The sequence below is a fragment of the Streptosporangium sp. NPDC051023 genome, from assembly GCF_040689595.1.
GTDB lineage: Bacteria > Actinomycetota > Actinomycetes > Streptosporangiales > Streptosporangiaceae > Streptosporangium.
In genome coordinates, this window is the sequence record NZ_JBFBCE010000046.1 from 20,074 (window position 1) to 45,106 (window position 25,033).

Sequence of the window (25,033 nt, forward strand, 5' to 3'; positions counted from 1 at the left end):
GGCCGGACGCCGGGCTCGGCCCCGCCCCGCGAGGAGCGCCCCGCGGAAGGCGGTGGGGCACGCGCTACCCGGCTGTGCCCGTCACGGCTTCCAGCCAGGCGAGGGCCTCCTCGACCGTCTCCACCTTCGTGACACCGTCCGGCGCAGCCGGGCGGCGCACGACGACGACGGGAAGCCCGAGCTCACGGGCGGCGAACAGTTTGGCGGTCGTCATCCGGCCGCCGCTGTCCTTGGTGACCAGCATGTCGATCCGGTTGTCCCGCATGAGGGCCAGCTCGCCCTCGACGGTGAACGGGCCCCGGCTGAGCAGCACCTGGAGGCGGCGCGGGGCCGGTGGCTCCGGCGGGTCAACGGAGCGGGCCAGGAACCACAGGTCGTCGAGGCCCGCGAAAACCGGCAGGCTGCGGCGCCCCGTGGTCAGGAAGACCCGCCTTCCCAGCCCGGGCAGCGACTCGGCGGCGGCGGCCAGCGACGGCGTCCAGCGCCAGTCGTCGCCGGGGCCCGCCTGCCAGCCGGGGCGGCGCAGGATCAGCAGCGGTACCCCGGCCTGTCCCGTCGCCTCGGCCGCGGAGACGGTCATCCGGGCGGCGAACGGGTGCGTCGCGTCCACGACGACGTCGATCCGGTGCTCCTTGATCCACGCCATGAGCCCGGCGGGGCCGCCGAAGCCGCCCTCGCGCACCTCGCCGACCGGCAACCTGGGATCGCGGACGCGCCCGGCCAGAGAGGAGACCACATGGGTCCCCGCACGTCCGGCGAGCGCGGCGGCCAGCCGCCTGGCCTCGTCCGTGCCGCCGAGCACCAGGATGTTCAGCACACCGTCACCTTTCCTCCGTCTGCCCGGCCGGGGGATCCCGCCCCGCCGTACCGGGCGATGCTTGAAGCATGAGCACACCCCTGCGCCACGGATGGACGACCGGCGCGTGCGCGACGGCGGCCACGACCGCCGCCTACACCGCACTGCTGACCGGCGCCTTCCCCGACCCGGTGGAGATCACGCTGCCCAGGGGGCAGCGCCCGGCGTTTGCGCTGGCCACCGAGGAGCTGGGCGGCGGCGCCGCCACGGCCGCGGTGGTCAAGGACGCCGGTGACGACCCCGACGTGACACACGGCGCGCTGATCTCCTCGACGGTACGGCACGGCGCCCCCGGCAGCGGAGTGGTGTTCGTCGCGGGCCCCGGGGTCGGCACCGTCACCAAGCCCGGGCTTCCGCTCGAGGTCGGCGAACCGGCCATCAACCCGGTCCCCCGGCGGATGATGAGCGAGCACGTCGCCGAGGTCGCCGCCAGGCACGGCGGAACCGGGGACGTGATCGTGGAGATCTCCGTCGAGCGCGGCGAGGAACTGGCGCGGAAGACCTGGAACCCCCGTCTCGGGATCCTGGGCGGCCTCTCGATCCTCGGCACGACCGGCATCGTGGTCCCGTACTCGTGCTCCGCCTGGATCGACAGCATCAGGCGGGGCATCGACGTGGCCAGGGCGGCGGGCCGCGAGCACGTCGCCGGGTGCACGGGAAGCACCTCCGAGCGGGTCGCGGCCGAGTTGTACGGGCTGCCCGAGGACGCGCTGCTCGACATGGGTGACTTCGCGGGGGCCGTGCTGAAATACCTGCGCAGGCACCCTGTGCCGAGGCTGACCGTCGCAGGGGGCATCGGCAAGCTCTCCAAGCTCGCCGACGGCCACCTGGACCTGCACTCGGGCCGCTCCCAGGTCAACCCGGAGATGCTCGCCGGAATGGTCCGCTCCGCGGGCGGGGACGAGGCGCTGGCCGGGCGGGTGCTGGCCGCCAACACCGCGCTGCACGCGCTGCGGCTGTGCCAGGAGGCGGGGCTGCCGCTGGGCGACCTGGTCGCCGAGCGCGCCCGGGCCGCGGCCGCGGGCGTGCTGCGCGAGGCGCCGGTCGCGGTCGACGTGGTGGTCATCGACCGCGCGGGGGTGATCGTCGGCCGCGCGGGCTGATCCAGCGGCACGGCCCCGGGGCGTCCCGGCGCACGGCGGGGCGGGATCAGTCACGGCACGGGTCAGTCACGGCAGCGGGCGGCCGAGTACAGGTGGCTGTCGGGGAACTCCGATGCGGTCAGCACCCTGCCGACCACGATCACCGCGGTGCGGACGACGCCCGCGGCGTGGACCAGGCCCGCGATGTCGGCGAGCGTGCCGCGCAGGATCACCTCGTCGTCCCTGCTGGCCCTGGCCACGACGGCCACCGGGCAGTCGGCGCCGTAGTTGGGGATCAGCTCCTCGACGACCGCCTCGACGCGCTGCACGGCCAGGTGGAGGACCATCGTGGCCCTGCCCCTGCCGAGCGTGTCCAGGTCCTCGCCCTCGGGCATGGGGGTCGCCCGCGCCGAGGTGCGGGTCAGCACCACCGTCTGGCCGACCCCGGGCACGGTGAGCTCCCGCTTCAGCGACGCGGCCGCCGCGGCGAAGGCGGGCACGCCGGGAACGACCTCGTAGGGCACTCCCGCCGCGTCGAGGCGCCGCATCTGCTCGGCCATCGCGCTGTAGACCGAGGGGTCGCCGGAGTGCAGCCTGGCGACGTCGTGGCCCGCCTCGTGGGCGGTGAGCATCTCCGCCACGATCTCGTCGAGCGCCATCCTGGCGGTGTCGACCAGGCGCGCGCCCGGCGGGCAGCACCCGAGCAGCTCGGCGGGGACCAGCGAACCCGCGTACAGGCACACCGGCGAGGAGGCGATCACCCGCTGTCCCCGCACGGTGATGAGGTCGGCGGCTCCCGGCCCCGCCCCGACGAACCGTACCGTCATCGTTCCCCCTCGACCGGCTGGACCGGCGTCCTGACCGTCATCGTTCTCCTCCGACCGGCTTGACCGCCGTCCAGATCGTCACCGGCATCATGGGCCGCCAGCCGGTGAAACCGCCGACCGGGGCCGCTCTGCTGACCGCGAGCCTGACCAGGCCGCCGCCGAGCCTGCCGTGCCAGGCGGCGACGGCGGCCTCCGACTCGACGGTCACCGCGTTGACCACCAGCCTGCCGCCGGGCCGCAGCGCCGCCCAGCAGCTCTCGACCACGCCGGGAACGGTCGCCCCGCCGCCGACGAAGACGGCGTCCGGGGTCTCGAGCCCGGTGAGCGCCTCGGGCGCGGCGCCGGTCACCACGTTCAGGCCGGGCACGCCGAGCGCGGAGGCGTTGCGGGAGACCCGCCCGGCCCGTTCACCGTCTCTTTCGATGGCGATCGCCCGGTTCTCCGGGTGAGCGCGCATCCACTCGATCGCGATGCTGCCCGCTCCCGCGCCGACGTCCCACAGCAGCTCGCCGGGGACGGGCGCGAGCCGGGACAGGGTCACCGCCCGCACCTCGCTCTTGGTGAGCTGGCCGTCGTGCTCGAAGGCCTCGTCGGGCAGGCCGGGCAGGCGCGGCAGTGGAACGGTCCCGGCGTCGGCCCTGCACTCGACGGCGACGATGTTGAGGTCGTCGGCATCGGGCAGCGACCAGCGGGCCGCCGTACCGGAGACCAGGCGTTCCTCCGCGCCGCCGAGCCGTTCCAGGACCGTCATCGGGCTGTCGCCGTATCCTCGCGCGGTGAGCAGCGCGGCGACCCGGGCGGGGGTGCGGCCGTCGGCGCTGAGGACCAGCAGCCTGCGTCCCTCATGGACCGCGGCGTGCACCGTCTCGGCCGGGCGCGTCACCAGGCTGACCACCTCGACACGATCCGCGGCCCAGCCGAGCCTGGCGCAGGCCAGCGAGACCGAGGAGGGGGACGGCAGGACCCTGACCCGCTCCGCGCCCAGTAGCCGGACCAGCGTCGTGCCGACGCCGTGGAACATGGGATCGCCGCTGGCCAGCACGCACACCCTGCGGCCCTGCCTGGAGGCGAGCAGCGCGGGCAACGCGGGCAACATCGGCGACGGCCAGGCGACGCGTTCCGCGGCCGGTTCGGGGACGAGCGCGAGCTGTCTGGCGCTGCCCATCAGTACTTCGGCGGCGAGCAGCTCGCGCCGCGCCGCCGGGGAGAGACCGGCCCAGCCATCGGCTCCGATGCCGACGACGGTGACCGGATCAGACATTGCCGAGCACCCGGGTGACGCGGATCTCGATCACGACGCGGGCCGGGTTCTCCCTGGGCTGCCGGTAGCGGTCGGCGTACCGGCGCACGGCCTCGGCGACCGACTCGGGGTCTCTGCGGATCGTCGCCCGGCCCTCCAGCGTCGACCAGCGACCACCGTCCACCTGGCAGACCGCGACCGTCGCGCCGCCGTCCGCCGCGGCCTCGACGTGGCGGACCTTGCGCGAGCCGTCCGAGGTGATCACCCTGGCGATCCCGGCGTCCGCGTCCAGCGTCACCCCGACCGGGATGACGTGCGGCGTGCCGTCGGCCCTCAGCGTGGTCAGCGTGCACAGGTGGTACTCCCGCCAGAAGGCGTGGAACCCGTCTTCGCGATCCTTCAACACCGGTGCCCCTCCAATGGCTGCGTCTACGGGGCGACATGCTAGCCGGGGTCCGAGCCCGGCGGAGGATCGGCTCCGCCGGGCCCGCCGGGGATCAGTCCGTCACGGGCGTCTCGTCGCGCTCCCGCTCGTAGGCCGCGAGGACCTGCTCGCGGCGCTCGGCGGGGAGCCGGTCGATGTACAGCATGCCGTCCAGGTGGTCGGTCTCGTGCTGCAGGCAGCGGGCGAGCAGCCCGGTGCCCTCGACCGTGATCGGCGCGCCGGTGACGTCGAACCCGTGCACCAGGGCCCGGTCCGGCCTGGCCAGCGACGCGCGCTGCCCGGGCACGGACAGGCAGCCCTCCTCGTAGTCGTCCAGGTGTCGCTCACCGTGGGCGGGCAGCACCAGGGTCGGGTTGACCACGACCCCCTTGCGGTACTCCTCGGTCTCGTCAGGGCAGTCGTAGACGAACACCCTGAGGGCGACCCCGATCTGGTTGGCCGCGAGCCCGACTCCCTCCGCGGCGTACATGCTCGCGAACATATCGGCCACGAGCGTGACCAGCTCCTCGTCGAAGTGGGTCACGTCCTCGCACGGGTGGTGCAGTACCGGCGTGCCGACGAACGTGATCGGCCTGGCCGTGCCCTCGCCGCTTGCTTCCATCCGTGATGCCTCCAGGTCGCGGTGTGTCGTTCGCGGCAGCAGACTACTCGTGACCCGGGGCTCCCGGAGAACGACCGGTCAGCTGCCCGGGCTGTAGATGACCTGCTCGGGCTTGATCCTGACGGTGACGCGCTGCTCGCCGGGCTGGCGGTAGGGGTAGGTCTCAACCCCGAGGTACTTGTTCGCCAGGCCGTCGATGACCGCGTCCGCGCCCTCGAGCTCCAGCTCGGCGGTGCCCGAGACACTCACCAGGTGGAAGGCGTCCTTGGGGTCGAGCACGCTCAGCGAGACCTGCGGGTTGTTGCGCAGGTGACGCTCCTTCGCGCGGCCGACGGCCGTGTTGAAGATGACGTCGTCTCCGTCGACGGCGACCCAGACGACGGTGCTGTGCAGCGAGCCGTCAGGCCGCAGGGTGGTCACCCAGCCGTGAATCGGCTGGTTGAGCAGTTCCTTGGCGTCGTCGTTCAGCTTTCCCACGGGAACCTCCACGATTGCGCGATGTTCTTACCGACCAATCGAACATCACACGTAACTGATCAATTCCACCGCCCCCAGGCAATTTCACCGCCCCCTGCGGATGCGGTGCTCCACGACCCGGCGTGGCCTGCCCCGGGCAGGCCACGTGGCGTGCGCCCGCGCCTCAGCCCGGCAGGCGCCGGCGGTCAGGCCAGCAGTCGCGCCCGCAGGTCCGTGCGTCCCTCGTCCTGGTCCCTGCGCATCTCCACCACGTCCAGGGCCGTCAGCGCGATGCTCAGGTCGCTGATGTCGGTGATCCGCCGCATGTCCCTGCCGGTGAGCGCGCCGATCTGGCGCAGCCGGTAGGCCACGGTGTTCGGATGGACGAGCAGTTCCTCAGCGGTGCGCTGCAGGGCCAGGTCGCAGTTGATGTAGACCCGCAGGGTCTCCAGCAGGTGCGGCTTCTTCACCAGGGACCCGATCCTGGTGTCGACGATCCGGCGTGAGACCCAGCGGTTGTGCGCCAGCAGCACCTCCAGGATCACCTGGGTGCACTGGGTGACCTGGCCGCGCTGGCCCCGGTAGATGGCGATCTCCAGAGCCGAGAGCGCCTGGCGGCAACTGTGCCCGGCGACGGCCAGGGAGTCGGCGGGCTCGCCGGAGGCGACGTACATGGACAGGCTCAGCTCCTCGTCCTCCAGAAGCCGGGTGAGCAGCGGGATCAGGCCGGGGCCCTCCCCGCCGGTGGGGACGAGTGCCAGCATCAGCCCGTTGCGGTCGCGGATCAGTGCCTGCCGGTGCGGGTCGTGCCGCCACAGCACATCCAGGACTCGGCGCCGGATCTGGGCCCAGTGCGAGGGACCGGACACCTGCATCGGAGAGACCGCGATGGCGCGGAATGGCTGGTGGGGGTCGATGTTGAGGACGCGCGCCTGCCCGTTGACCGTCGCGGCGTCGACGGGCGCGCCGGAGACGAGGCAGCTCAGCAGGTCGGTCCCGAGCCGGGAGCACCAGCTCGACAGTTCGTCGTGGGTGCTCTCGAACGACTCCAGTTCGTGGACGCACAGCTCATCGAAGAAGCGGGCGACCCGGGCCACGGCCCGCCGCACCACGTCCATGCCCAGCGCGGGGTCGGAGAGCAGCTGGTCGCTGATGAGCCGCTCCAGCGAGCGCAGCCACTCGACCGCGTCGGCCACGGGCTTGCCCTGGAGGGCGACCAGGGCCCCGCGGGTGACGGGGTAGTGCACGTCGGCCTCCTCGTCACCGAGGGCGGACGCGCAGGTCTTGATGATCTGAAGGGCCCAGTCGAACGTGTCACGGGGGGCGATGCGGTCCGCGGTGTTGGGATCGACTCCGGAGGCGTGTCTGCGGACGAACTCGTTGGCGATGGGGGTGGCGCAGGACATGAGGTCCGTGGCCACGGCGGTCAACGCGTTGCTGCTTGGCATCCAAGCGCTCCTTCACTCTGTGCCGTGCGCGCGAGGCGTCCCGGGCCCGGCTGGGGCTCCAGGTCTCCCCGTGACAGGGGGCAGGTGTGGTGCCAGGAGCGTACGCCTAGGTTGTCCGTTACCGCCATGGCCTCGCCACGCCCCGTGACATGATGGTCACACGGGTCGTGCCCCCGGCGTGACCCGGGAGTCCCGGTCACCGGCCCCCTCCCCCGCCCTCACCGCCCTTTCCGCGTCGGAGATCTCCTCACGGATGTGGCGCGTCCTCGCCCTCGCCGCGCTCCCGGCCCGGATCGGGACTGTGTGTCACCCACAGGGCACGTTCCGCAGGTTTGTGCCCCGGCCCTCATGACAGTCACGCGGGCTGCACGTTGACTGTGTCGACGTGCGCTACCGGCCCTCACCGGCCGCCGGACCCGTGCCCCCTCGTCCAGGGATGGTGAGACATGACGACGCGCGCCTTCGCGACGAGACCGCCACCGGGCGGTGATCCGGAGCCGGGACGGCGCCGCCCATCGGGGCGCCGCCCGCGCAGGCCTGCGTTCGCCGCCGTGGCGCTCGGCCTGCCGGTCGCGTTCATGATGGCCGTCTACGCCTATCCGGTCGGCGCGATGCTGCTCAGAAGCGTCACCGAACCCGAGTTCGGCCTGGCGAACTTCGCCAGGGCGACGACCGACCCGGCGATCTGGCACGTACTCGGGGTGACCGTCAGAATGGCCGCCGAAGTCGCGGTCGCGGCGGCGCTGCTCGGCTTCCCCGTGGCCTGCTTCCTCGCCGTCTCTCCCCCGCGGCGGGCCCGGATCCTCCTGCTGCTCGTCGTGATCCCTTTTTGGACCAGCGTCCTGGTGCGGTCGTTCGCCTGGATCGTGCTGCTGGGCGACGGCGGGCTGGTGACGCGGCTGCTGTCCCCGCTGACCGGCGACGAGCAGGGCCTGCTCTACAGCGAGGGCGCGGTGGTGGTGGCGCTCACCCACATCCTGCTGCCCTTCCCCATTCTGATCGTCAAGGCGGCGCTCGACCAGATCGACGGGTCGCTGACACGGGCCGCGCGGACACTGGGCGCGGGGCCGGTGCGCGCCTTCGCCCGGATCTACCTGCCGCTGGCCGTCCCGGCGATCGTCAGCGGCGCCATGCTGGTCTTCGTCATCGGGCTCGGCTTCTACGTCACCCCCGCCCTGGTCGGGGGTCCGAGGGAGAGCACGATCGCCGTGGTGATCGCGCAGAACGTCCAGGAGACCTTCGACTGGGGCATGGCGGCGACCCTGGCGACCCTGCTCCTGCTGCTCGCGGTGACCCTGACCCTGCTGGTCAGGAAGCTGACCAGGGTGAAGGGACTGGTGTCCCTGTGACCACGCCGGACGCCGCCCCTCCCTTGCCCCGGCCTCTCTCCCCGCGCGGGGACAGACTGCCCGCGGGCCCGCTGGAACGCGTGCTCAGGCTGGGCCTCGTCGTCGTGGTCACGCTGGTCTTCGCGTTCCTGGTGATCCCCATCCTCATCGTGATCGTGGAGTCGTTCAACAGCGTCGACTACCTGTCCTTTCCCCTGGAGGGCTGGTCCCTGAGGCACTACGAGCGGTTCTTCGGCGACGCGAGCTGGGTCGGGGCCACCGCGCGGAGCGCCGAGATCGCGCTGCCGGCCTCGGCCGTCTCCACGGTGGTCGGCACCATGGCGGCCTGGGGGCTGGCCCGTCTCTCCCACCGCGGCAAGGGCGCGGCCTTCGCGCTGCTCTACTCGCCGATCGTGGTCCCGATCATCGTGCTGGCCATGAGCTACTACTTCCTGTTCGCCGAGCTGCGTCTGATCGGCCAGTGGGCGGCGATCGCGATCGCCTACTCCGTCATGGGCGTGCCCTACGTCCTGGTGTCGGTGACCGGCGCCCTGCAGCAGTTCGACCCGGAACTGGAGAACGCGGCCCGCACGCTCGGCGCCGGGATCACCCGCACCCTGCTGCGCGTCACGCTGCCCCAGCTCGCCTCCGCCGTCCTGGCGGGCGCGCTGTTCGCGTTCGTGATCGCGTTCGACGAGGCGGTCGTCATCCTGTTCGTCTCGGGCAGCGACTCGGTCACGCTGACGCGCAAGCTCTGGGACAGCGTGCGCTACGACCTCACCCCCACGCTCGCGGTGGCCGGGACGGTGCTGATCTGCGTCTGCGCCACGCTGTTCCTGCTCTCAGAGTTGATCAAGGTTCTTCGCGAGCGGCGGGAGCGCCGGCGACCGGGGAGCGGCGCACCGGACCGGGAGGCCCATCCATGACCGACCAGGTCGTCTTCGACGGCGTCCACAAGTGGTACGGGGACATGCCTGCCGTCCACGACCTCAACCTCGGCATCAGGCCCGGGGAGTTCCTCACCCTGCTCGGGCCGAGCGGATCGGGCAAAACGACCACCCTGCGCATGCTGGCGGGCCTGGAGGCCGTCACGTCCGGCGAGATCCGCCTGGCAGGCCGTATGGTCACCGGCGAGGTGCCGGAGAAGCGCAACATCGGGCTGGTGTTCCAGAGCTACGCGCTCTTCCCTCACATGACCGTGGCGCAGAACGTCTCCTTCCCCCTCAAGATGCGACGGCGGCGAGCACCCGAGATCGGGTCCCGGGTCGACCGGGTGCTGGAGATGACCCGGCTCACCGCGTTCCGCGACCGCTACCCGCGCCAGCTGTCCGGCGGGCAGCAGCAACGGGTCGCGCTGGCCCGCGCGTTCGTCTTCGATCCCAGCGTGCTGCTCATGGACGAGCCGCTCGGGGCGCTGGACCGCAACCTCCGCGACCACATGCGGCTTGAGCTGAAGTCCCTGCAACAGCGCGTGGGCGCGACCGTCATGTACGTCACCCACGACCAGGAGGAGGCCTTGGCCATGTCCGACCGCATCGGCGTCATGCACCGGGGCATCCTGCAGCAGACCGCGCCCCCCGCCGAGATCTACGAGCGTCCCGTCAACTCCTTCGTCGCCAGGTTTCTCGGGCAGTCGGTCTGCCTGCCCGCCACCCGGGCCGAGCGGGACACCGGGGCCAAGCACACCTTTCTGCGGGTGGACGGCCTCACCGGCCCCGTCCTGGTCGAGCGCGACAACGACACCTGCGAGGACACGGCCGGGGAGTTCATGATCCGGCCGGAGCGGTTCCGGATCACCGAGGAGCGCCCCGGCTCCTCCGACGTCAACGCCGTCCGCTGCTCGGTCGAGGCGAGGGTGTACCTCGGCGCGCAGGTCGAGGTACACCTGCGGGAGGAGGCCGGCGCCCCGGTGCGGGTCGTGGTCCCGGCCGCGGACGGCGGCGCCCTGGTCGCGGGCTCCGCGCGCTGGCTGAGCTGGACGCCCGCCGACGGCCGCTTCCTGCCCCGGGTCGCCTGACCCTGCCCGCCCCCGCTGTCCCCGTCTCCCCCGTCGTCATGCCCCGCCGTACCGGGCGACTCCGGTCCCGCGGCAGAGAGGAAGGTCGTGGAGATCTCCGGACTGTCGTGCCTGACCTGGCACATGGTCGGCGCCGTATCGCCCGCAATCTCCTCGAACGAGGAATGTTCCGATGAATCTCGCCAGACGGTGAAAGAAAGCTGGTTCGTCATGAGCACCTCCGACAGCCTTCCCCGTGGACAGATCACCCGGCGCGCCCTCCTCAGCAGGAGCACACTGCTGGCGGGCGGGCTCGCCGCCGTCCCCCTGCTGAGCGCCTGCGGCGGCACCGGCGGCGGTGACAGGCGTGTGGTCGTCGCCGACTGGGGCGGGGCGCTCCAGGAGGCCGAGAAGAAGCACATCTTCGACCCCTTCAGCAAGGAGACCGGGATCGAGGTGGTCGTCTCGGGACCGCCGACCGGCGCGAAGATCAAGGCGATGGTCGACACGGGAAACCTGGAGTGGGACCTCATCGCCGCGGGTCCCTCCATCGTGCTGCCGCTCGGCCGCGACTACTTCGAGCCGCTGCCCGACTCGCTGCTCAACACCCCCGGCATCGACCCGTCCTACGTGGACAGGAACTGGCTCACCTACTATCTGTTCTCCATCGTCCAGGGCTGGAACACCAAGGCGCTGGGCACCGGGGAGAAGCCGGCCGGCTGGGCGGACTTCTGGGACACCGAGAAGTTCCCCGGTAAGCGGACGCTGCGGGGCGCCGACCAGGGCGTGCCCCCGGACCTGGAGTTCGCGCTGCTGAGCGACGGCGTGTCCACCGGCGAGATTTACCCCATCGACGTCGACCGTGCCTTCGGCAGGCTGGAGAAGCTCAAGAAGGACGTGCCCCAGTGGTGGGCCTCCGGCGCGCAGCCGGGGCAGATGCTGGTGAGCGGCCAGGTCTCCGCGGCCAGCGTCTTCGCGGGCCGGATCGGCGCGCTGATGAAGGAGGGCGCGCCGCTCGACTTCACCTGGAACGGCGGCATGCTCCAGCTCGGGGCCTGGTCGGTGCCCAGGGACGCGCGCAACAAGGACGCGGCGTTCAAGCTCATGGAGTACTCGGTCCGTCCCGAGGTGCAGGCCGCCGTCTGGGGCGGCTACAACAACGGCCCGGCCAACAGCAGGGCCCTGGCCCTGATGGACAAGGACTGGGCGCGCTCCCTGCCCTCCCACCCGGCCAACGCCGAGGTGCAGTTCCTCTACGGCTCCGAATGGTGGGGGCAGAACCGCCCCGCGGTCCTCAAGCGGTTCCAGCAGTTCACGGCCGCCTGATCCGCCCTTCCGACCTCTCGCGGCCGGCGACGGACCGGGACGCGCCTCAGGCGATCCAATCGTATTTGAGCCGCCACCGCACCTCGCGTTCCTCCCAGGCCCTCGGCCCGGGTGACAGCGCGGCGGAGACGGGAACGGGGGGCGGGACGTCCGCCTCGTACACGGCGCAGTGGCGGGGGCACCCCGGCGCCGGATGGCGGAACTCCTGCCAGAGCTCGTAACAGGTGCCCCGTGTGTAGCCGAAACCCGAGAGGATCTCCGTCAGGTGTGTCCCGCCGTAGAACGCGTCGAAGTCGGCGACCTCGTCCTCGCTCGCGTCCGCGGCGGGGTCCATCCCGATCAGGGCGACCCTGCCCGGGGCCGCCGTGGACCCGCCGACGGACTCCCCTCGCCGCCAGAGCATCCGCCAGACGGGAACCGCCCTGGCCCACGCGGGCGGCCCCTGGCTGTAGGCCGGCCGCGCCCCCGCGTCCCTGTCGGCGAAGGCCTGCGCCGCGGCCTCGTCGGCGACCCCGTAGACGGCCAGCCAACGCGGCCCCAGGTCTCCCCGGGGGTCGGGGTCGGCCAGGACGTAACGGGCGGCACAGACGAAACCGGGATTGCCCGCCAGGACCTCACCCAGGTGGACGGTGTCGTAGAAGCGGTTGAAGTCCTCGATCGCCGGGGCGGCCTCCTCCGGGTGGGTGTTCAGGCCGACCGCGAAGACGAACGGGCAGTCGAACGGCTGACGTGTCACGCCACCTCCATTGCGAGGCCGAGCATCACAACCATTCAAAATAAACTATTAATTTCAGACGGTGTCAACGAATTCGGCACCCATCCTTCACCACACAAAATGCACTTTATCCCCATTTGGGCGATATGTTCGGCGGGCATAGCCGGGTGACGACAGAGCCGTCCCCCGCCCGGAGCGGAGCAGGGGCGTCAGCCGATCGCTCGCGCGTACCGGCCGGCGAGAAGGCGCAGGTGCGCGAGCAGCTCCGGCGGCCCGTCGACGGTGAAGTCCTCCCCGAGCAACCCGAGATAGACGGCGAGCGTCTCGACCGTGTCGGCGCCGGTGCGCAGGACACAGGTGTTCTCGTCCACCGGTTCGACCGTACCGACCGCCGGGCTGATCCGGTCGGCGACGACGCCGGCCGGGGCGCGCACGGTGACTTTCGCCTGATACCGCCAGGCCGTGGCGGACACCCGGCGGGACACGTAGGCCGCGACGTCGTCGTCCGGCAGCTCGCGAGGCGCGAAGCGGGGACCGGTCGGAATCCGCGGCCGGATCCGGTCGACGCGGAAGGTCCGCCAGTCCCGGCGATCGACGTCCCACGCCAGCAGGTACCAGCGGCGCCCCCAGTTGACGAGCCGGTACGGCTCGACGGTGCGCGGGCTGTCCGTGCCGGTGTGGTCGCGGTAGTCGAACCGGAGCCGTTCCCGGTCGCGGCTGACGGCGGTCAGGGTGGTGAGAACCTCCGGGTCGACGGTCGGGCCGACGTCGTCACCGGGAACCGGCACGGTGTACGTCTGCAGCGTGTTGACCCGGCGCCGGAGACGGGAGGGAAGCACCTGCTCCAGCTTCGCGAGAGCGCGCAGGGACGCCTCCTCGATGCCCGCGATGGCCCTCCCCGTGGCCGTCCGCAGCCCGACCGCCACCGCGACCGCCTCGTCGTCGTCCAGCAGCAGCGGGGGCAGGGCCGCACCGGCGCCGAGACGGTAGCCGCCGGCCGCGCCACGGGTGGCCAGCACCGGATATCCGAGGCCGCGCAGACGCTCGACATCGGCGCGGACGGTGCGTCCGCTGACCCCGAGCCGTCCGGCGAGTTCGGCACCGGTCCATTCACGGGTCGACTGCAGCAGGGAGAGCAGCCGTAGGAGGCGAGCCGAGGTTTCCAGCATTTTTCCACGCTCCCCGACAATTAGGAACGGACCCATCCTAATTGCTTGGAAGAGTTGCGGTCATGAGCGAGATCAAGGAATTCCGCATCGACATCCCGCAGGCCGACCTCGACGAGCTGGCCGACCGCCTCGCCAGGGTTCGCTGGACCGGCGAACTGCCCGGCGTCGGCGCGGACTACGGCGTTTCCCTGGAGTACGTGCGCGGCCTCGTCGACCGGTGGCGCGACGAGTACGACTGGCGCGCCTGGGAGGCGAAGCTCAACGACCACCCGCAGTACACGACCACGATCGACGGGCAGAACATCCACTTCATGCACGTCCGCTCCCCCGAACCGGACGCGACCCCGCTGCTGCTCACGCACGGCTGGCCCACCACCGTCGTCGAATACCTCGACGTCATCGGCCCGCTCAGCGACCCTCGCGCCCACGGCGGCGATCCCGCCGACGCCTTCCATCTGGTGATCCCCTCGGTGCCCGGGTTCGGTTTCTCCGGGCAGACCACCGAGCGGGGCTGGAACCGCTACCGCATCGCGAAGGCGTGGGCCGAGCTGATGAGCCGTCTCGGCTATCGGCGCTACGGCGCGCACGGCAACGACGGCGGTTCGCTCATCTCCCCCGAGGTAGGCCGTTTCGACCCCGAGCACGTCATCGGCGTCCACGTCACCCAGGTCTTCTCGTTCCCGTCCGGCGACCCTGCCGAGCTGACGAACCTGTCCGAGGAGGACCGGGACAGGGTGCAGTTCCTGCAGTGGTGGCTGGAGAACGGCGGCGCGTACGACAAACTCCAGTCAACCGCCCCGCAGACCCTGGCGCATGCCCTGGCCGACTCGCCCGTCGGGCAACTGGCCTGGAACGCGCAGCTCCTCGGCCCCGGTCTCGCCCCGGACTACGTGCTCACCAACGTGATGATCTACTGGCTGACCAACACCGCCGCCTCGTCCGCCCGGCTCTACTACGAGGACTTCCACGCCGACAAGCCCACCGAGCCGACCACGGTGCCGCTGGGACTGGCGAACTTCGCCTACGACTTCCAGTCGATCCGTCCGTTCGCCGAACGTGACCACAAGAACATCGTCTCGTGGAACGTGTACGACCGGGGCAGCCACTTCGCCGCGCACGACGCTCCCGACCTGCTGGTCGACGACATCCGCACCTTCTTCCGCCGGCTCCGCTGACCCCGTCGGCCGAGTGCCCGCGGCGGAAACCCCGCCGCGGGCCCTCACCCCCGCCCCTCCGAAAAGCACCCCGGCCAACCTGCAGGAGCACCCCGATGCCGACATTGACCCGCCGCGCCCTCAACCGCGCCACCCTCGCTCGGCAGCTACTCCTGCGCCGTGCCGACCTCACCCCGATGCAGGCTGTCGAACACCTCGTCGGCCTGCAGGCGCAGACCTCGCACACCTGGTACATGGGATTGTGGAGCAGGCTCACCGACTGCCGTCCCGAGCGGGTCTCGGAACTGCTCACACAACGGCGGGTGGTGCGGATCGCGCTCATGCGCTCGACGATTCACCTCGTGAGCGCCGCCGACGCGCTGACGCTGCGCCCGCTCGTGCAACCGGTGCTGGACCGCGACCTGTTCCGCAACCACACGCACGGGCCGCCGATCCGCGGCCTGAACACCGCCGAGCTGGCCGCCATGGGCCGGAAGCTGCTCGACGAGCGACCGTGCACCCCCGGCGAACTCGGCCGCCTGCTGGCCGCCCGGTGGCCGGACCGCAGCCCGGCGAGCCTCGCCTACGCCGTACGGAACCTGGTACCCGTGGTGCAGATCCCGCCACGAGGTGTGTGGGGCGCCAGCGGGCGGACCGTCCACGCGCCACTCGAGTCGTGGGTTGGTGCGCCGCAGCGCACCGACCCGCCGCTCGACCAGATGATCCTGAGATACCTGGCCGCGTTCGGCCCGGCGTCCGTACGCGACGTGCAGACCTGGAGCGGTCTCACCCGGCTGGCCGAGGTGCTCGAACGGCTCCGCCCCCGCCTGACGACGTTCCGCGACGAGAACGGCGCCGAGCTGTTCGACCTGCCCGACGCACCCCGCCCCGGCGAGCAGGTGGACGCGCCCGCCCGGTACCTGTACGACTTCGACAACCTCCTGCTGTCACATCACGACCGCTCAAGGGTGGTCACCGACGGCCTCCGACGGCAGAACCTCTCCCCGCACGGCCCGGCCCCCCGCCTGGTGCTCCTCGACGGATTCACCGCGGCGACCTGGACACTCACCGGGACACGGGATTCGGCGACGCTGACCGTGCGCCCCTTCGCGCCGCTGTCGCCCGCCGACCGCGACGCACTGACCACCGAGGGCGGCGCCCTGCTGAACTTCCTCGCCCCCGGAACGTCACACGAGATCCGCTTCACCACCCAGCCCTGAATGGGACCGGCCTGCAGGACGCGAGGCTCGGGCGGATGCGCACCGTCTGGAGGCCACTGCGCCAAGCCACCGTCGGGTGAGAGCCCGTACGGCTTGCGCCCGATCACTCGCCCGATCGGGCGCAAGCCGTACGGCACGGAGAGGGGGAGGCCTCCGCTTGAGCACTCGCCGGTGATCGGCTCGGGACGGCCCATGCCCGACCGGCTGTTCCTGGTTTTCGTAGCGGGCTCAGTGGACGGAGAGCCCGCCGTCGACGAAGATCGACTGACCGGTGACATAGCCGGAGGCTCGGCTGGCCAGGAAGACCGCCGCGCCCGCAAAGTCCTCCGCCAGGCCGTTGCGCCCGATCATCGTGCGGGCGGCCAGCGCCGCCACCCTCTCGGGATCGGACGACAATCGCGCGTTGAGCGGCGTCATCACGAAGCCCGGCACGAGCGTGTTGCAGGTGACGCCGCTCGGCGACCACGCCTCGGCCTGGGAACGCGCCAGCGACTCCAGCCCTCCCTTTGAGACCCCGTAGGCGCCGCTCTGCACGAACGCCCGGTGCGCCTGCTGGGAGCTAATGTGGATGATCCGCCCGAACCCGCGCTCCGCCATGCCGGGACCGAACCGCTGTCCCAGCAGGTAGGGCGCCTCCAGGTTCACCGCCATCGTGACGTCCCACACCTCCTCGCCCAGCTCGCCCATCGGCGGGCGCACGTTGATCCCGGCGCTGTTCACAAGGATGTCGGGCTCCCCGAACACCTCGGCCGCCTGCTCCGCCGCCGCGCGCACACCGTCACGTGTGCCCAGGTCCGCGCTCACCCAGGCCGCGCGGCAACCATGGGCCGTCAGCTCGCCGACCGTGGCCGTCAGCTCCGCCTCCCGGCGCGCCACGACCACGACGCTCGCCCCCGCGCGGGCGAGGGCCCCGGCTATGGCGCGGCCGATGCCGGAGCTTCCACCGGTCACCACGGCGACCCGGTTCTCCAGGGAGAACAGTTCGGACAGGTAGGACTGTGTCGTCATGGCCGCACACTTTAGAGGATCGATTCCGGGTCGCCGAACGAGACCAACGCCCGCGCCTACCGGGCCGGAGGGACCGTGAACCCGAGCGGGGACTTGTGGCGAGACATCGCTGACCACTTTTCCGATGGAAAGGCCGGCCCCGATGCCATGGTGCACAGGATGACGGCACCACCCACGACCGAGACCCGTGACTGCGACCTGCTGCACGAGTCCCGGACGCGCCCCGAGGCGTTCGCCGCGCTGTTCGACCGCTACTCGGGGATGCTCTACCGGTACGTCTCCCGCAGGCTCGGCCCCGAGGTCGCCGAGGACCTGGTGGGCGAGACGTTCCTGGTCGCCTTCGACCGCAGGTCGCGCTACGACCTCTCCTATCCCGACGCCCGCCCGTGGCTGTTCGGCATCGCCACCAAGCTCGTCTCAAGGCACCACCGCACCGAGGCGGCCAGGTACCGGGCGCTGCAGCGCAGTCCCGCAGAGGACACGGTGGAGAACCCCGAGGAGCGGGTGGTCGCCGAGGTCACCGCCCTGACCTCCCGCCCCGCGCTCGCCAGCGCGCTGGCGGGACTTCCGTCGAAGGACCGGGACGTCCTGCTGCTGATCGCCTGGGGCGACCTGTCCTACGAGGAGGTCGCGCGGTCCCTCGGCATCCCGGTCGGCACCGTGCGCTCCCGCCTCAGCAGGGCCCGCAGGAAGGTCCGCGCGGCGCTCGGCGACACCAACCCGATGCACGAGGAGGAGCGACCGTGGACGACCTGAGGATGCTCCGCCGCTTCGGCGAGGAACTGGAACACGAGCCGCCCGCCACCCTCGCGCGCCAGCGGCAACGGCTGCTGGACGGCCTGTCCGGCGCCCCGGGCCGTCCCCGGCCGCGACTGTCGCGCTGGACGCTCGGCTGGGCGATGGCCGGACTGGCCGCCGGGGTCACCGCCGCCGTGCTCGTCGCCCCCTCCGTGCTCCTGGAAGGCCTCGGCCGGGTGGCCGACCCCGTGCCGAGCCCGGCGGGAGATCGCCCGGCCAAGCCGAACGGGGCGCTCAACGTGCTGCTGCTCGGGACCGACAGCCGGGCGGCGTCGCCCTCCGCCGGGCGCGGGCCCGGCGCGCGCAGCGACACGATGCTTCTGGTGCACCTGTCCGCGAACCGCGGGAAGGTCGGCGTCATCAGCATCCCCCGGGACTCGATGGCCCGGATCCCCGCCTGCGCGGACCCGGCAGGCACTCCCCTTCCCGCCAGGACGGACATGATCAACTCGGCGTTCGCCACCGGCGGCCTGTCCTGCGTCTGGAAGACCGTCGAGTCCCTGACGGGAGTGCGCGTCGACCACGCGCTGGAGGTCGACTTCTCCGGGTTCAAGGGCATGGTGAACGCCCTCGGCGGAGTCGAGGTCACACTGCCCGAGCCGGTGAACGATCCGAAGGCGAAGCTGAGGCTCCCCAAGGGGAAGCAGACACTCAACGGCGACCAGGCACTGGGCTACATGAGGGCCCGTTACACCCTCGGCGACGGGTCGGACCTGGAACGGATCAAGCGTCAGCAGCGGTTCATGAGGGCACTGGCGAAACAGGCGGGAAAGCTGCGGACCGACCCCGCCCGGCTCTCCGCCTTCGTCGCCGAGGCCGGCAAGTGGATCAAGACCGACGCCGGGCTCGACCTGGCGACGATGCAGGCGATCGCCCGCAGTCTGGAAAGGACCGATCCGGGGGCGGTGGAGTTCGTGACGGTCCCCGTGCGCCCGTACGCCGCCGACCCGAACAGGCTCGAATGGGACGACTCCGCCGCCAAGAATCTGTTCGCGCGGGTGAGGAACGACACCATGTGAACCCCGTGTGCCCTCGGAGACGGGGCCTCCGAGGGCACACGGAGCGCCCGTCAGCACACCGGACTGACCGGCGGCCTCCACCGTCGAGCAGGCCATCGGACGCCAGCGATCGATTTCGACCAATGGGCGGCCGACCACGCGGACGGCTTCCGGTTCGGAGGCCCGGTTTCACGGGTCACGGCACCAGCAGCCACCGTCCCCGCTGTCCGCCGCCGGCGACCTTGTCGTAGGCCGTCATGGCGTCGGCCAGCGGCACCCGGCCCGCCACCCGCAGTTCCAGGACGCCGGAGGTGGCGAGGGCGAGCAGCTCGGCGAGCCTGGCGCCGTCGGGCTCGACGCTCATGATGGCGATCTCGATGCCCCGCTCGGACGTCGCGGGAGACGCCGAGGGCACGCCGACGAAACTCCCGCCGTCGCGGATCGCGACGAGGGCCGCCGCGTTCAGGACTGCGCCGTCGACGACGGCGTCGAACGACGGCCCCGGCAAACGCGTGACGAGCTCCCGAGCCCCGGCTCTCAGCGCGAAGTCGCGGTCGGACTCGCGTGCCAGCCCGGTGACGGTCCAGCCCGCGTGGGCGGCCAGCGCGACGGCGTACCCGCCCACGGCGCCGGCGGCGCCGGTGACCAGCAGGGTCCGCCCGTCGGCGGGGCCGAGCCGGTCAACCAGCTGCGCCGCGGTCAAGGCGTTGAGCGGGACGGAGGCCGCAGCGACCGGGTCGAGGCCGCCTGGCAGCAGCGCCGCGTTCGCCGCTGGTACGACGGTCTCCTCGGCGTGCGCGCGGACGGGGGCTGTGAAGTCGCCGTGTATCGCGGCGACCGGGTCGCCGGCCGAGAAGCCGGTGACCCCGGCGCCGGTCTCGGTGACGACGCCGGCGAGGGACAGGCCAAGGCCGACCGTGCCGGTGAGCCCGAAGATCGCCCGAGCCGGTCCGCCGGCGAAGAGGGTGTCGATGAGATCGACTGATGCCGCCGTGACGCGGACCCGCAGGTCATGGAGTCCCAGCGGGGGCAGCGTCACCTCCTGGAGGGTGACCGTGGGGCTGTCGGGCTTGGATACGAGTGCGAGCGTCATGATGGATCTCCTTCACGGGTGGACGTCACCACCATCGGTGACCTACTCTCTTTTAGGAAGTAGGCACTTTAAAGTGGTGTAGGCACCCAGAGGTGAGCCATGGACGCGACCACTGCCGACGGGCCGACAGCGCGATTCGACGCGTTCGCCGTCTCCTGCCCGAGCCGGCGGTTGCTCGACACGATCGGTAACAAGTGGGCCAGCCTGGCGATCGTGGCGCTGGGCCTGGAGGGCCGAATGCGCTACTCCGAGCTCTCCGCGCGGATCGCCGGGGTGAGCCAGAAGATGCTGACCCAGACCTTGCGGAATCTCGAGCGAGACGGGCTGCTGACCCGCACGGTGACTCCGTCGGTGCCCGTACGCGTCGACTACGAACTCACGCCGCTGGGATTGACCCTGCTGGAGCCGATTCGCCACCTCAAGGAGTGGGCCGAGGCTCACATGCCCGAGGTCGACATCGCGCGGGCGGCCTACGACCGGCACCATGACGGGCCCGTTCACCGTTCCGGCGATTGACGGCCTCCTCCGGATCATCACCCACCCTCTCCGCCACGTTCCGTCACGCTTCGTCGCGCCTCGTTGCGGCAGCCGTCGCGTTCAGCGGACAATGGGCGGGTGAGCACGCGTGTGCGCTCCGCGATCAGGGTCGAGGGCGTCGTGCAGGGGGTCGGATTCCGCCCCTTCGTGTACGGCCTGGCGGTACGGCTCGGCCTGGGCGGCCTGGTCGGCAATGACGAGCGCGGCGTGTTCATCGAGGTCGAGGGGACCCGTGCCCTCGTCGAGGAGTTCACGGCGGCGCTCAGCGCGGACCCGCCGCCGCTCGCGGTGGTCGAGCGGATCAGCTCGCGCGCCGTGCCCCCGACGGGCGAAACCGGGTTCACCATCGCGCGGAGCACGGCGGGCGGGGAGAGAGGCGCACTCGTCTCGCCGGACGTGGCCACCTGTGAGGACTGCCTGCGCGAGATGGACGACCCGGCGGACCGGCGGTACGGCTACGCGTTCACCAACTGCACGAACTGCGGTCCCCGATTCACGATCGTCGAGGACGTGCCCTACGACAGGCCGAACACCACGATGGCGGCCTTCGTCATGTGCGACGACTGCGCACGGGAGTACCACGACCCGGGAGACCGGCGCTTCCACGCCCAGCCGGTGTGCTGTCCCGCCTGCGGGCCCCGGCTGCGGCTGCTCGACCGCGCGGGCGGCCCGATCGCGGGCCCCCCTCTCGAAAAGGCCGTGGAGCTGCTGCGGGAGGGGAAGGTGCTGGCGGTCAAGGGGCTCGGCGGATACCACCTGGCCGCGGTCGCCGCCTGCGAGCCCGCGGTGGCGGCGCTGCGGTCCCGCAAGCACCGGGAGGACAAGCCGTTCGCCGTCATGGTGTCCGGCCTGGCCGGGGCACGGCGGCTGTGCGAGGTCGGCGAGGCGGAGGAGCGGCTGCTCACCGGCGGTTCCCGCCCGATCGTGCTGCTGCGCAGGCACGGGGACGCCAAGGTCGCGCCCTCGGTCGCGCCGGGCAGCCGGTGGCTCGGCCTGATGCTGCCCTACACCCCGCTGCACCACCTGCTGCTGCGGCGACTGGAGGCGCCCGCCGTGCTCACCAGCGGCAACGTCTCCGACGAGCCGATCGCCTATCGCGACGACGAGGCCGTTGCGCGGCTCGGCGGCATCGCCGACGCCTTCCTCACCCACGATCGGCCGATCCACATGCGCACGGACGACTCGGTCTTGCGGGTCTTCCGCGGCGGGGAACTGCCGATCCGGCGCTCCCGCGGCTACGTCCCGCACCCGTTGCCGCTCGCCTGGGACTGCCCCAGGCCGGTGCTGGCCTGCGGCGCCGAGCTGAAGCACACCTTCTGCGTGGCCAGGCGCGGGCACGCCTTCGTGTCCCACCACATCGGCGACCTGGAGAACTACGAGACGTTCCGCTCCTTCACCGAGGGGGTCGGACACTTCCTGCGGCTGTTCGACGTCGTCCCGGAGGTGGTCGCCCACGACCTGCACCCGGAGTACCTGTCCACCAAGTACGCGCTGGCCCGTGACGGGGTCGTCGACCTGGTCGCGGTGCAGCACCATCACGCGCACGTCGCCTCGTGCCTGGCCGACAACGGGGTGGCGGGGCCGGTGATCGGGGTCGCCTTCGACGGGCTCGGCTACGGCCAGGACGCGACGCTGTGGGGCGGCGAGTTCCTGGTCGCCGACCTGACGGGGTTCGAGCGGGCGGGTCACCTGGCCACGGTGCCGATGCCGGGAGGGGCTGCGGCGATCAGGCAGCCGTGGCGGATGGCCGCCGTCTATCTCGACGCGGCCTACGACGGCGCGGTCCCCGGCGACCTGGACGTCGTGCGGCGCAACGCGGCGGCGTGGGAGAGCGTCGTCGCGCTCGGCCGCCGTGGTGTGAACGCCCCCCTCACCTCCAGCGTGGGCAGGTTGTTCGACGCGGTCGCGACACTCGCGGGCGACCGCGACGTGATCAACTACGAGGGGCAGGCCGCGGTCGAGTGGGAACAGCGCGCCGACCCGGAGGAGACGGGCTCGTACGGCTTCCGCATGACGGACGGGACGCCCTTCACCGTCCCCGGCGCCGACCTGGTCGGGGCGGTGGCCGACGACCTGCGGGCGGGCACGGCGCCCGGGGTCGTCTCCGCCAGGTTCCACAACGCGGTCGCCCGGGTCGTCGCCGAGGGCTGCGCCCGGGTCAGGGAGGAAAGCGGCCTTTCGACGGTGGCGTTGTCGGGGGGCGTGTTCCAGAACGTCCTGCTGCTCGAACGGGCGACGGCCTTGCTTGAGGAACGCGGCTTCCAGGTGCTGCTGCATCGACGCGTACCGCCCAACGACGGCGGCATCAGCCTGGGCCAGGCCGCCGTCGCCGCTGCCAGGGACAGAGCGCGCTGACCGCACCCCCGACCGGCGCCGAGCCCGGCGACCGTCCCGGCGCGCGCCCGGCCGGTGACGGTCAGCAGATCCGGGGCAGAGGGTCGCCGACCAGCAGGTCGACGATGCGGGTGCCACCGAAGCCGGTTTTCAGCAGCACCAGGCCCGGCGGGTCGTCCTTGACGTGGCCGACGAGCGCCGCGCCCGCACCGAGCGGATGCGCGCGCAGGGCGGCGAGCGCCGTGTCCGCCGCCGCCCCGTCCACCACGGCGACCAGACGCCCCTCACAGGCGACGTAGAGCGGGTCGATGCCGAGCAGTTCGCATGCCCCCCGCACGCCCGGCCGTACCGGGATCGCGTCCTCCTCGACGACGACGGCGACGCCGGAGGCGTGCGCGATCTCGTTCAGGATCGTCGCGACCCCGCCCCGGGTCGCGTCGCGCATGCAGCGCACCACGCCGGGACGGACATCGGGAGCGGCGTCCCGGCGAGCCTCTGGGGGGAGGCCCTCACAGGCGTCGAGGAGCGCGGCGACCAGCCCGTTCAGCGGCGCGGTGTCCGAGACCAGGTCGGCCTCGATGTCCAGCTCACCCCGGGCGAGCATGATCGTGACGCCGTGCTCGCCGATCGGCCCGGAGACGATGACGGCGTCACCGGAGCGCGCGGCCGCCGCGCTGAGGCCGATCGGCCGGTCGAGCAGTCCGACGCCCGCGGTGTTGACGTAGCACCCGTCGGCCTTGCCCCGCTGCACCACCTTGGTGTCGCCGGTGACGACCTGCACTCCCGCCCGGGCCGCCGCACCGGCCATCGACGCGGTGACGCGCCTGAGGTCCTCGACCGGGAAACCCTCCTCGAGGATGAACCCCGCCGACAGGTACAGCGGGCGTGAGCCGCACACCGCCAGGTCGTTGACGGTTCCGTTGACCGCGAGGTCCCCGATGTCGCCGCCGGGGAAGAACAGCGGGGAGACCACGTAGGAGTCGGTGGTGAAGGCGAGCCTGCTGGAGCCGACGCCGAAGACGGCGCCGTCCTCAAGCGGTTCGAGCAATGGGTTGCGGAAGTCCTCAAGGAAGATCGCCTCGATCAGGGACTGCGTCGCCTTGCCCCCGGAGCCGTGGGCCATGGTGACGTGCTCCTCCTTCACCCTGGCTTTGCGGCGGCGGGCCCGGTCGATCCGCTCGAGGACCTGTTCCTCGCGGCTCGGCCGTTCCGCCTCCCCCGCGTGCTCGCGGACCGCGGCCTCCGCCCACCCGGCGGTTCCCTCGACGTCGGTCACCGTGTCGCCTCCCTCACCCGTTCTCTGGAGAAGCGGCCGAAGTTGTAGTAGGCCGCGCAGGCGCCCTCCGACGAGACCATGCAGGTGCCGATCGGGGTCTCCGGGGTGCACGCGGTGCCGAACACCTTGCACTCCCACGGCTTGAGCACGCCCTTGAGCACCTCACCGCACTGGCACGCCTTCGGGTCGGCCACCCGGCTGCCGGGGATCTCGAAGATCCGCTCGGCATCGTAGGCGGCGTACTTCTCCCGCACGCTCAGCGCGGAGTGGGAGATGAAGCCGAGGCCGCGCCACTCGAAGTAGGGGCGCAGCTCCATCACCTCGTTGATGACGGTGAGCGCCTTGAGGTTGCCCGCCCACGGCACGACGCGCGCGTACTGGTTCTCCACCTCGGAGCGCCCCTCGGCGAGCTGCACGAGGAGCATGTAGATCGACTGCAGGATGTCCAGCGGCTCGAACCCGGCGACGACGAGCGGCTTGCCGTAGTCGCGGGCGATGAACTCGTACGGCCTGCAGCCGATGATCGTCGAGACGTGGCCGGGGCCGATGAACCCGTCGAGACGCAGGTCGGGCGAGTCCAGGATGGCCTTGATCGCGGGGATGATCGTCACGTGGTTGCAGAAGACCGAGAAGTTGCCGATGCCCTCCGCCGCGGCGCGCAGGACCGTCATGGCGGTCGAGGGGGCCGTGGTCTCGAAGCCGATCGCCATGAAGACCACGTGTTTGCTCGGGTTCTGCCGGGCGACCTTGAGGGCGTCGAGCGGCGAGTAGACCATGCGGATCTCGGCGCCCTGGGCCATGGAGTCGAAGAACGAGCCGCGTCCGCCGGGGACCCGCATCATGTCCCCGAACGAGGTCATGACGACGTCCGGCTGCTCGGCGATGTGGATGGCGTCGTCGACCCGCCCCATCGGTATCACGCAGACCGGGCAGCCGGGGCCGTGCACCAGGGTGACGGCCTCCGGCAGGTAGTCCTCGAGCCCGTGTTTGTAGATGGTGTGGGTGTGACCGCCGCACACCTCCATGAACTTGTAGGCACGCCCTGGCTCGCACAGGCTCGTGATCTTCGCTGAGAGGGCCCGTGCCTTCTCCGCGTCGCGGTATTCGTCGACGAAACGCATCGCGT

General features: G+C 71.7%; 24 protein-coding genes. 11 read left to right on the top strand and 13 right to left on the bottom strand.

Features of this window, described 5'->3' with window-relative positions; translation table 11 throughout:
* Nucleotides 1-64: 64 nt before the first annotated feature.
* Complete coding sequence (locus AB0395_RS27560; protein WP_366285641.1) at nt 65-817, bottom strand: cobalt-precorrin-6A reductase; 753 nt, start codon at nt 815-817, stop codon at nt 65-67.
* A gap of 68 nt (nt 818-885) precedes the next feature.
* Between AB0395_RS27560 and AB0395_RS27565 the strand changes: the two genes are divergently transcribed.
* A complete protein-coding gene (locus tag AB0395_RS27565) occupies nt 886-1,959 on the top strand; it encodes a cobalt-precorrin-5B (C(1))-methyltransferase (RefSeq protein ID WP_366285643.1) in 1,074 nt (357 codons plus the stop codon).
* Between the two features lie 62 nt (nt 1,960-2,021).
* Here the strand turns inward: AB0395_RS27565 and cobM are convergent, their stop codons facing one another.
* From cobM to AB0395_RS27595, 6 genes are all read right to left on the bottom strand, one after another.
* Nucleotides 2,022-2,765 (bottom strand): precorrin-4 C(11)-methyltransferase, encoded by a 744-nt coding sequence (cobM, locus tag AB0395_RS27570; RefSeq protein WP_366285646.1) that lies wholly within the window; start codon nt 2,763-2,765, stop codon nt 2,022-2,024.
* Between the two features lie 37 nt (nt 2,766-2,802).
* Nucleotides 2,803-4,026, bottom strand: a complete 1,224-nt coding sequence (cbiE, locus tag AB0395_RS27575) for a precorrin-6y C5,15-methyltransferase (decarboxylating) subunit CbiE (protein WP_366285649.1) — start codon at nt 4,024-4,026, stop codon at nt 2,803-2,805.
* Nucleotides 4,019-4,411, bottom strand: a complete 393-nt coding sequence (locus tag AB0395_RS27580) for a TIGR03618 family F420-dependent PPOX class oxidoreductase (RefSeq protein WP_366285652.1) — start codon at nt 4,409-4,411, stop codon at nt 4,019-4,021. Before AB0395_RS27580 ends, cbiE begins: the two co-directional genes overlap by 8 nt.
* A gap of 91 nt (nt 4,412-4,502) precedes the next feature.
* Nucleotides 4,503-5,051 (bottom strand): peptide deformylase, encoded by a 549-nt coding sequence (def, locus tag AB0395_RS27585; RefSeq protein WP_366285655.1) that lies wholly within the window; start codon nt 5,049-5,051, stop codon nt 4,503-4,505.
* A gap of 78 nt (nt 5,052-5,129) precedes the next feature.
* Nucleotides 5,130-5,528: a PPOX class F420-dependent oxidoreductase gene (locus tag AB0395_RS27590; RefSeq protein WP_366285658.1), complete on the bottom strand. Its 399-nt coding sequence runs from the start codon at nt 5,526-5,528 to the stop codon at nt 5,130-5,132.
* 185 nt (nt 5,529-5,713) lie between these two features.
* The gene (locus AB0395_RS27595; RefSeq protein WP_366285661.1) at nt 5,714-6,955 is read right to left on the bottom strand and encodes a helix-turn-helix domain-containing protein; all 1,242 of its coding nucleotides are present in this window, start codon (nt 6,953-6,955) and stop codon (nt 5,714-5,716) included.
* A 446-nt stretch (nt 6,956-7,401) separates the two neighbouring features.
* Here AB0395_RS27595 and AB0395_RS27600 point away from each other — a divergent pair, with 446 nt between their 5' ends.
* From AB0395_RS27600 to AB0395_RS27615, 4 genes are all read left to right on the top strand, one after another.
* Nucleotides 7,402-8,304, top strand: a complete 903-nt coding sequence (locus tag AB0395_RS27600) for an ABC transporter permease (RefSeq protein WP_366285664.1) — start codon at nt 7,402-7,404, stop codon at nt 8,302-8,304.
* Nucleotides 8,301-9,209, top strand: a complete 909-nt coding sequence (locus tag AB0395_RS27605; RefSeq protein ID WP_366285666.1) for an ABC transporter permease — start codon at nt 8,301-8,303, stop codon at nt 9,207-9,209. Before AB0395_RS27600 ends, AB0395_RS27605 begins: the two co-directional genes overlap by 4 nt.
* Nucleotides 9,206-10,300 (top strand): ABC transporter ATP-binding protein, encoded by a 1,095-nt coding sequence (locus AB0395_RS27610; protein ID WP_366285669.1) that lies wholly within the window; start codon nt 9,206-9,208, stop codon nt 10,298-10,300. The genes AB0395_RS27605 and AB0395_RS27610 overlap by 4 nt, the downstream gene beginning before the upstream one ends.
* A gap of 210 nt (nt 10,301-10,510) precedes the next feature.
* Nucleotides 10,511-11,605, top strand: a complete 1,095-nt coding sequence (locus AB0395_RS27615; RefSeq protein ID WP_366285672.1) for an ABC transporter substrate-binding protein — start codon at nt 10,511-10,513, stop codon at nt 11,603-11,605.
* 46 nt (nt 11,606-11,651) lie between these two features.
* On the opposite strand, the gene AB0395_RS27620 is transcribed toward AB0395_RS27615, so the two are convergent.
* Complete coding sequence (locus AB0395_RS27620) at nt 11,652-12,341, bottom strand: hypothetical protein (protein WP_366285673.1); 690 nt, start codon at nt 12,339-12,341, stop codon at nt 11,652-11,654.
* A 188-nt stretch (nt 12,342-12,529) separates the two neighbouring features.
* Entirely contained in the window at nt 12,530-13,489 is a 960-nt protein-coding gene (locus AB0395_RS27625; RefSeq protein WP_366285675.1) for a YafY family protein, read from the bottom strand.
* A gap of 62 nt (nt 13,490-13,551) precedes the next feature.
* Between AB0395_RS27625 and AB0395_RS27630 the strand changes: the two genes are divergently transcribed.
* Both AB0395_RS27630 and AB0395_RS27635 read left to right on the top strand, forming a co-directional pair.
* Entirely contained in the window at nt 13,552-14,664 is a 1,113-nt protein-coding gene (locus tag AB0395_RS27630; RefSeq protein WP_366285678.1) for an epoxide hydrolase family protein, read from the top strand.
* Nucleotides 14,665-14,759: 95 nt separating this feature from the next.
* Entirely contained in the window at nt 14,760-15,863 is a 1,104-nt protein-coding gene (locus AB0395_RS27635; protein WP_366285680.1) for a winged helix DNA-binding domain-containing protein, read from the top strand.
* 228 nt (nt 15,864-16,091) lie between these two features.
* On the opposite strand, the gene AB0395_RS27640 is transcribed toward AB0395_RS27635, so the two are convergent.
* Nucleotides 16,092-16,871 carry an SDR family oxidoreductase gene (locus tag AB0395_RS27640; RefSeq protein ID WP_366285683.1) on the bottom strand — a complete coding sequence of 260 codons (780 nt, stop codon included), beginning with the start codon at nt 16,869-16,871 and terminating at the stop codon, nt 16,092-16,094.
* A 159-nt stretch (nt 16,872-17,030) separates the two neighbouring features.
* On the opposite strand from AB0395_RS27640, the gene AB0395_RS27645 reads away from it, so the two are divergent.
* Together AB0395_RS27645 and AB0395_RS27650 are read left to right on the top strand one after the other, a co-directional pair.
* Nucleotides 17,031-17,627 (top strand): sigma-70 family RNA polymerase sigma factor, encoded by a 597-nt coding sequence (locus tag AB0395_RS27645; RefSeq protein ID WP_366285686.1) that lies wholly within the window; start codon nt 17,031-17,033, stop codon nt 17,625-17,627.
* Nucleotides 17,615-18,688, top strand: a complete 1,074-nt coding sequence (locus AB0395_RS27650; RefSeq protein WP_366285688.1) for an LCP family protein — start codon at nt 17,615-17,617, stop codon at nt 18,686-18,688. The genes AB0395_RS27645 and AB0395_RS27650 overlap by 13 nt, the downstream gene beginning before the upstream one ends.
* Nucleotides 18,689-18,863: 175 nt before the next feature.
* Here the strand turns inward: AB0395_RS27650 and AB0395_RS27655 are convergent, their stop codons facing one another.
* A complete protein-coding gene (locus AB0395_RS27655) occupies nt 18,864-19,760 on the bottom strand; it encodes a zinc-binding dehydrogenase (protein WP_366285690.1) in 897 nt (298 codons plus the stop codon).
* 99 nt (nt 19,761-19,859) lie between these two features.
* Between AB0395_RS27655 and AB0395_RS27660 the strand changes: the two genes are divergently transcribed.
* The gene (locus AB0395_RS27660) at nt 19,860-20,276 is read left to right on the top strand and encodes a helix-turn-helix domain-containing protein (RefSeq protein WP_366285693.1); all 417 of its coding nucleotides are present in this window, start codon (nt 19,860-19,862) and stop codon (nt 20,274-20,276) included.
* A gap of 99 nt (nt 20,277-20,375) precedes the next feature.
* Nucleotides 20,376-22,652 (top strand): carbamoyltransferase HypF, encoded by a 2,277-nt coding sequence (gene hypF, locus AB0395_RS27665; RefSeq protein ID WP_366285696.1) that lies wholly within the window; start codon nt 20,376-20,378, stop codon nt 22,650-22,652.
* A gap of 61 nt (nt 22,653-22,713) precedes the next feature.
* Here the strand turns inward: hypF and hypE are convergent, their stop codons facing one another.
* Nucleotides 22,714-23,907, bottom strand: a complete 1,194-nt coding sequence (hypE, locus tag AB0395_RS27670; RefSeq protein ID WP_366285699.1) for a hydrogenase expression/formation protein HypE — start codon at nt 23,905-23,907, stop codon at nt 22,714-22,716.
* On the bottom strand, nt 23,904-25,028 hold the full coding sequence (gene hypD / locus AB0395_RS27675; protein WP_366285701.1) for a hydrogenase formation protein HypD: 1,125 nt from the start codon (nt 25,026-25,028) through the stop codon (nt 23,904-23,906). Before hypD ends, hypE begins: the two co-directional genes overlap by 4 nt.
* Between the last annotated feature and the right edge of the window lie 5 nt (nt 25,029-25,033).

Excerpts from the sequence above, each read along its gene's own strand:
- cobM (WP_366285646.1), bottom strand. The coding sequence starts at position 2,765 with ATGACGGTACGGTTCGTCGGGGCGGGGCCGGGAGCCGCCGACCTCATC.
- AB0395_RS27655 (WP_366285690.1), bottom strand. The coding sequence starts at position 19,760 with ATGACGCTCGCACTCGTATCCAAGCCCGACAGCCCCACGGTCACCCTC.
- AB0395_RS27600 (WP_366285664.1), top strand. The coding sequence starts at position 7,402 with ATGACGACGCGCGCCTTCGCGACGAGACCGCCACCGGGCGGTGATCCG.
- AB0395_RS27625 (WP_366285675.1), bottom strand. The coding sequence starts at position 13,489 with ATGCTGGAAACCTCGGCTCGCCTCCTACGGCTGCTCTCCCTGCTGCAG.
- AB0395_RS27640 (WP_366285683.1), bottom strand. The coding sequence starts at position 16,871 with ATGACGACACAGTCCTACCTGTCCGAACTGTTCTCCCTGGAGAACCGG.
- AB0395_RS27635 (WP_366285680.1), top strand. The coding sequence starts at position 14,760 with ATGCCGACATTGACCCGCCGCGCCCTCAACCGCGCCACCCTCGCTCGG.
- hypD (WP_366285701.1), bottom strand. The coding sequence starts at position 25,028 with ATGCGTTTCGTCGACGAATACCGCGACGCGGAGAAGGCACGGGCCCTC.
- AB0395_RS27630 (WP_366285678.1), top strand. The coding sequence starts at position 13,552 with ATGAGCGAGATCAAGGAATTCCGCATCGACATCCCGCAGGCCGACCTC.
- AB0395_RS27660 (WP_366285693.1), top strand. The coding sequence starts at position 19,860 with ATGGACGCGACCACTGCCGACGGGCCGACAGCGCGATTCGACGCGTTC.
- def (WP_366285655.1), bottom strand. The coding sequence starts at position 5,051 with ATGGAAGCAAGCGGCGAGGGCACGGCCAGGCCGATCACGTTCGTCGGC.
- cbiE (WP_366285649.1), bottom strand. The coding sequence starts at position 4,026 with ATGTCTGATCCGGTCACCGTCGTCGGCATCGGAGCCGATGGCTGGGCC.
- AB0395_RS27645 (WP_366285686.1), top strand. The coding sequence starts at position 17,031 with ATGACGGCACCACCCACGACCGAGACCCGTGACTGCGACCTGCTGCAC.
- AB0395_RS27565 (WP_366285643.1), top strand. The coding sequence starts at position 886 with ATGAGCACACCCCTGCGCCACGGATGGACGACCGGCGCGTGCGCGACG.
- AB0395_RS27595 (WP_366285661.1), bottom strand. The coding sequence starts at position 6,955 with ATGCCAAGCAGCAACGCGTTGACCGCCGTGGCCACGGACCTCATGTCC.
- AB0395_RS27610 (WP_366285669.1), top strand. The coding sequence starts at position 9,206 with ATGACCGACCAGGTCGTCTTCGACGGCGTCCACAAGTGGTACGGGGAC.
- AB0395_RS27615 (WP_366285672.1), top strand. The coding sequence starts at position 10,511 with ATGAGCACCTCCGACAGCCTTCCCCGTGGACAGATCACCCGGCGCGCC.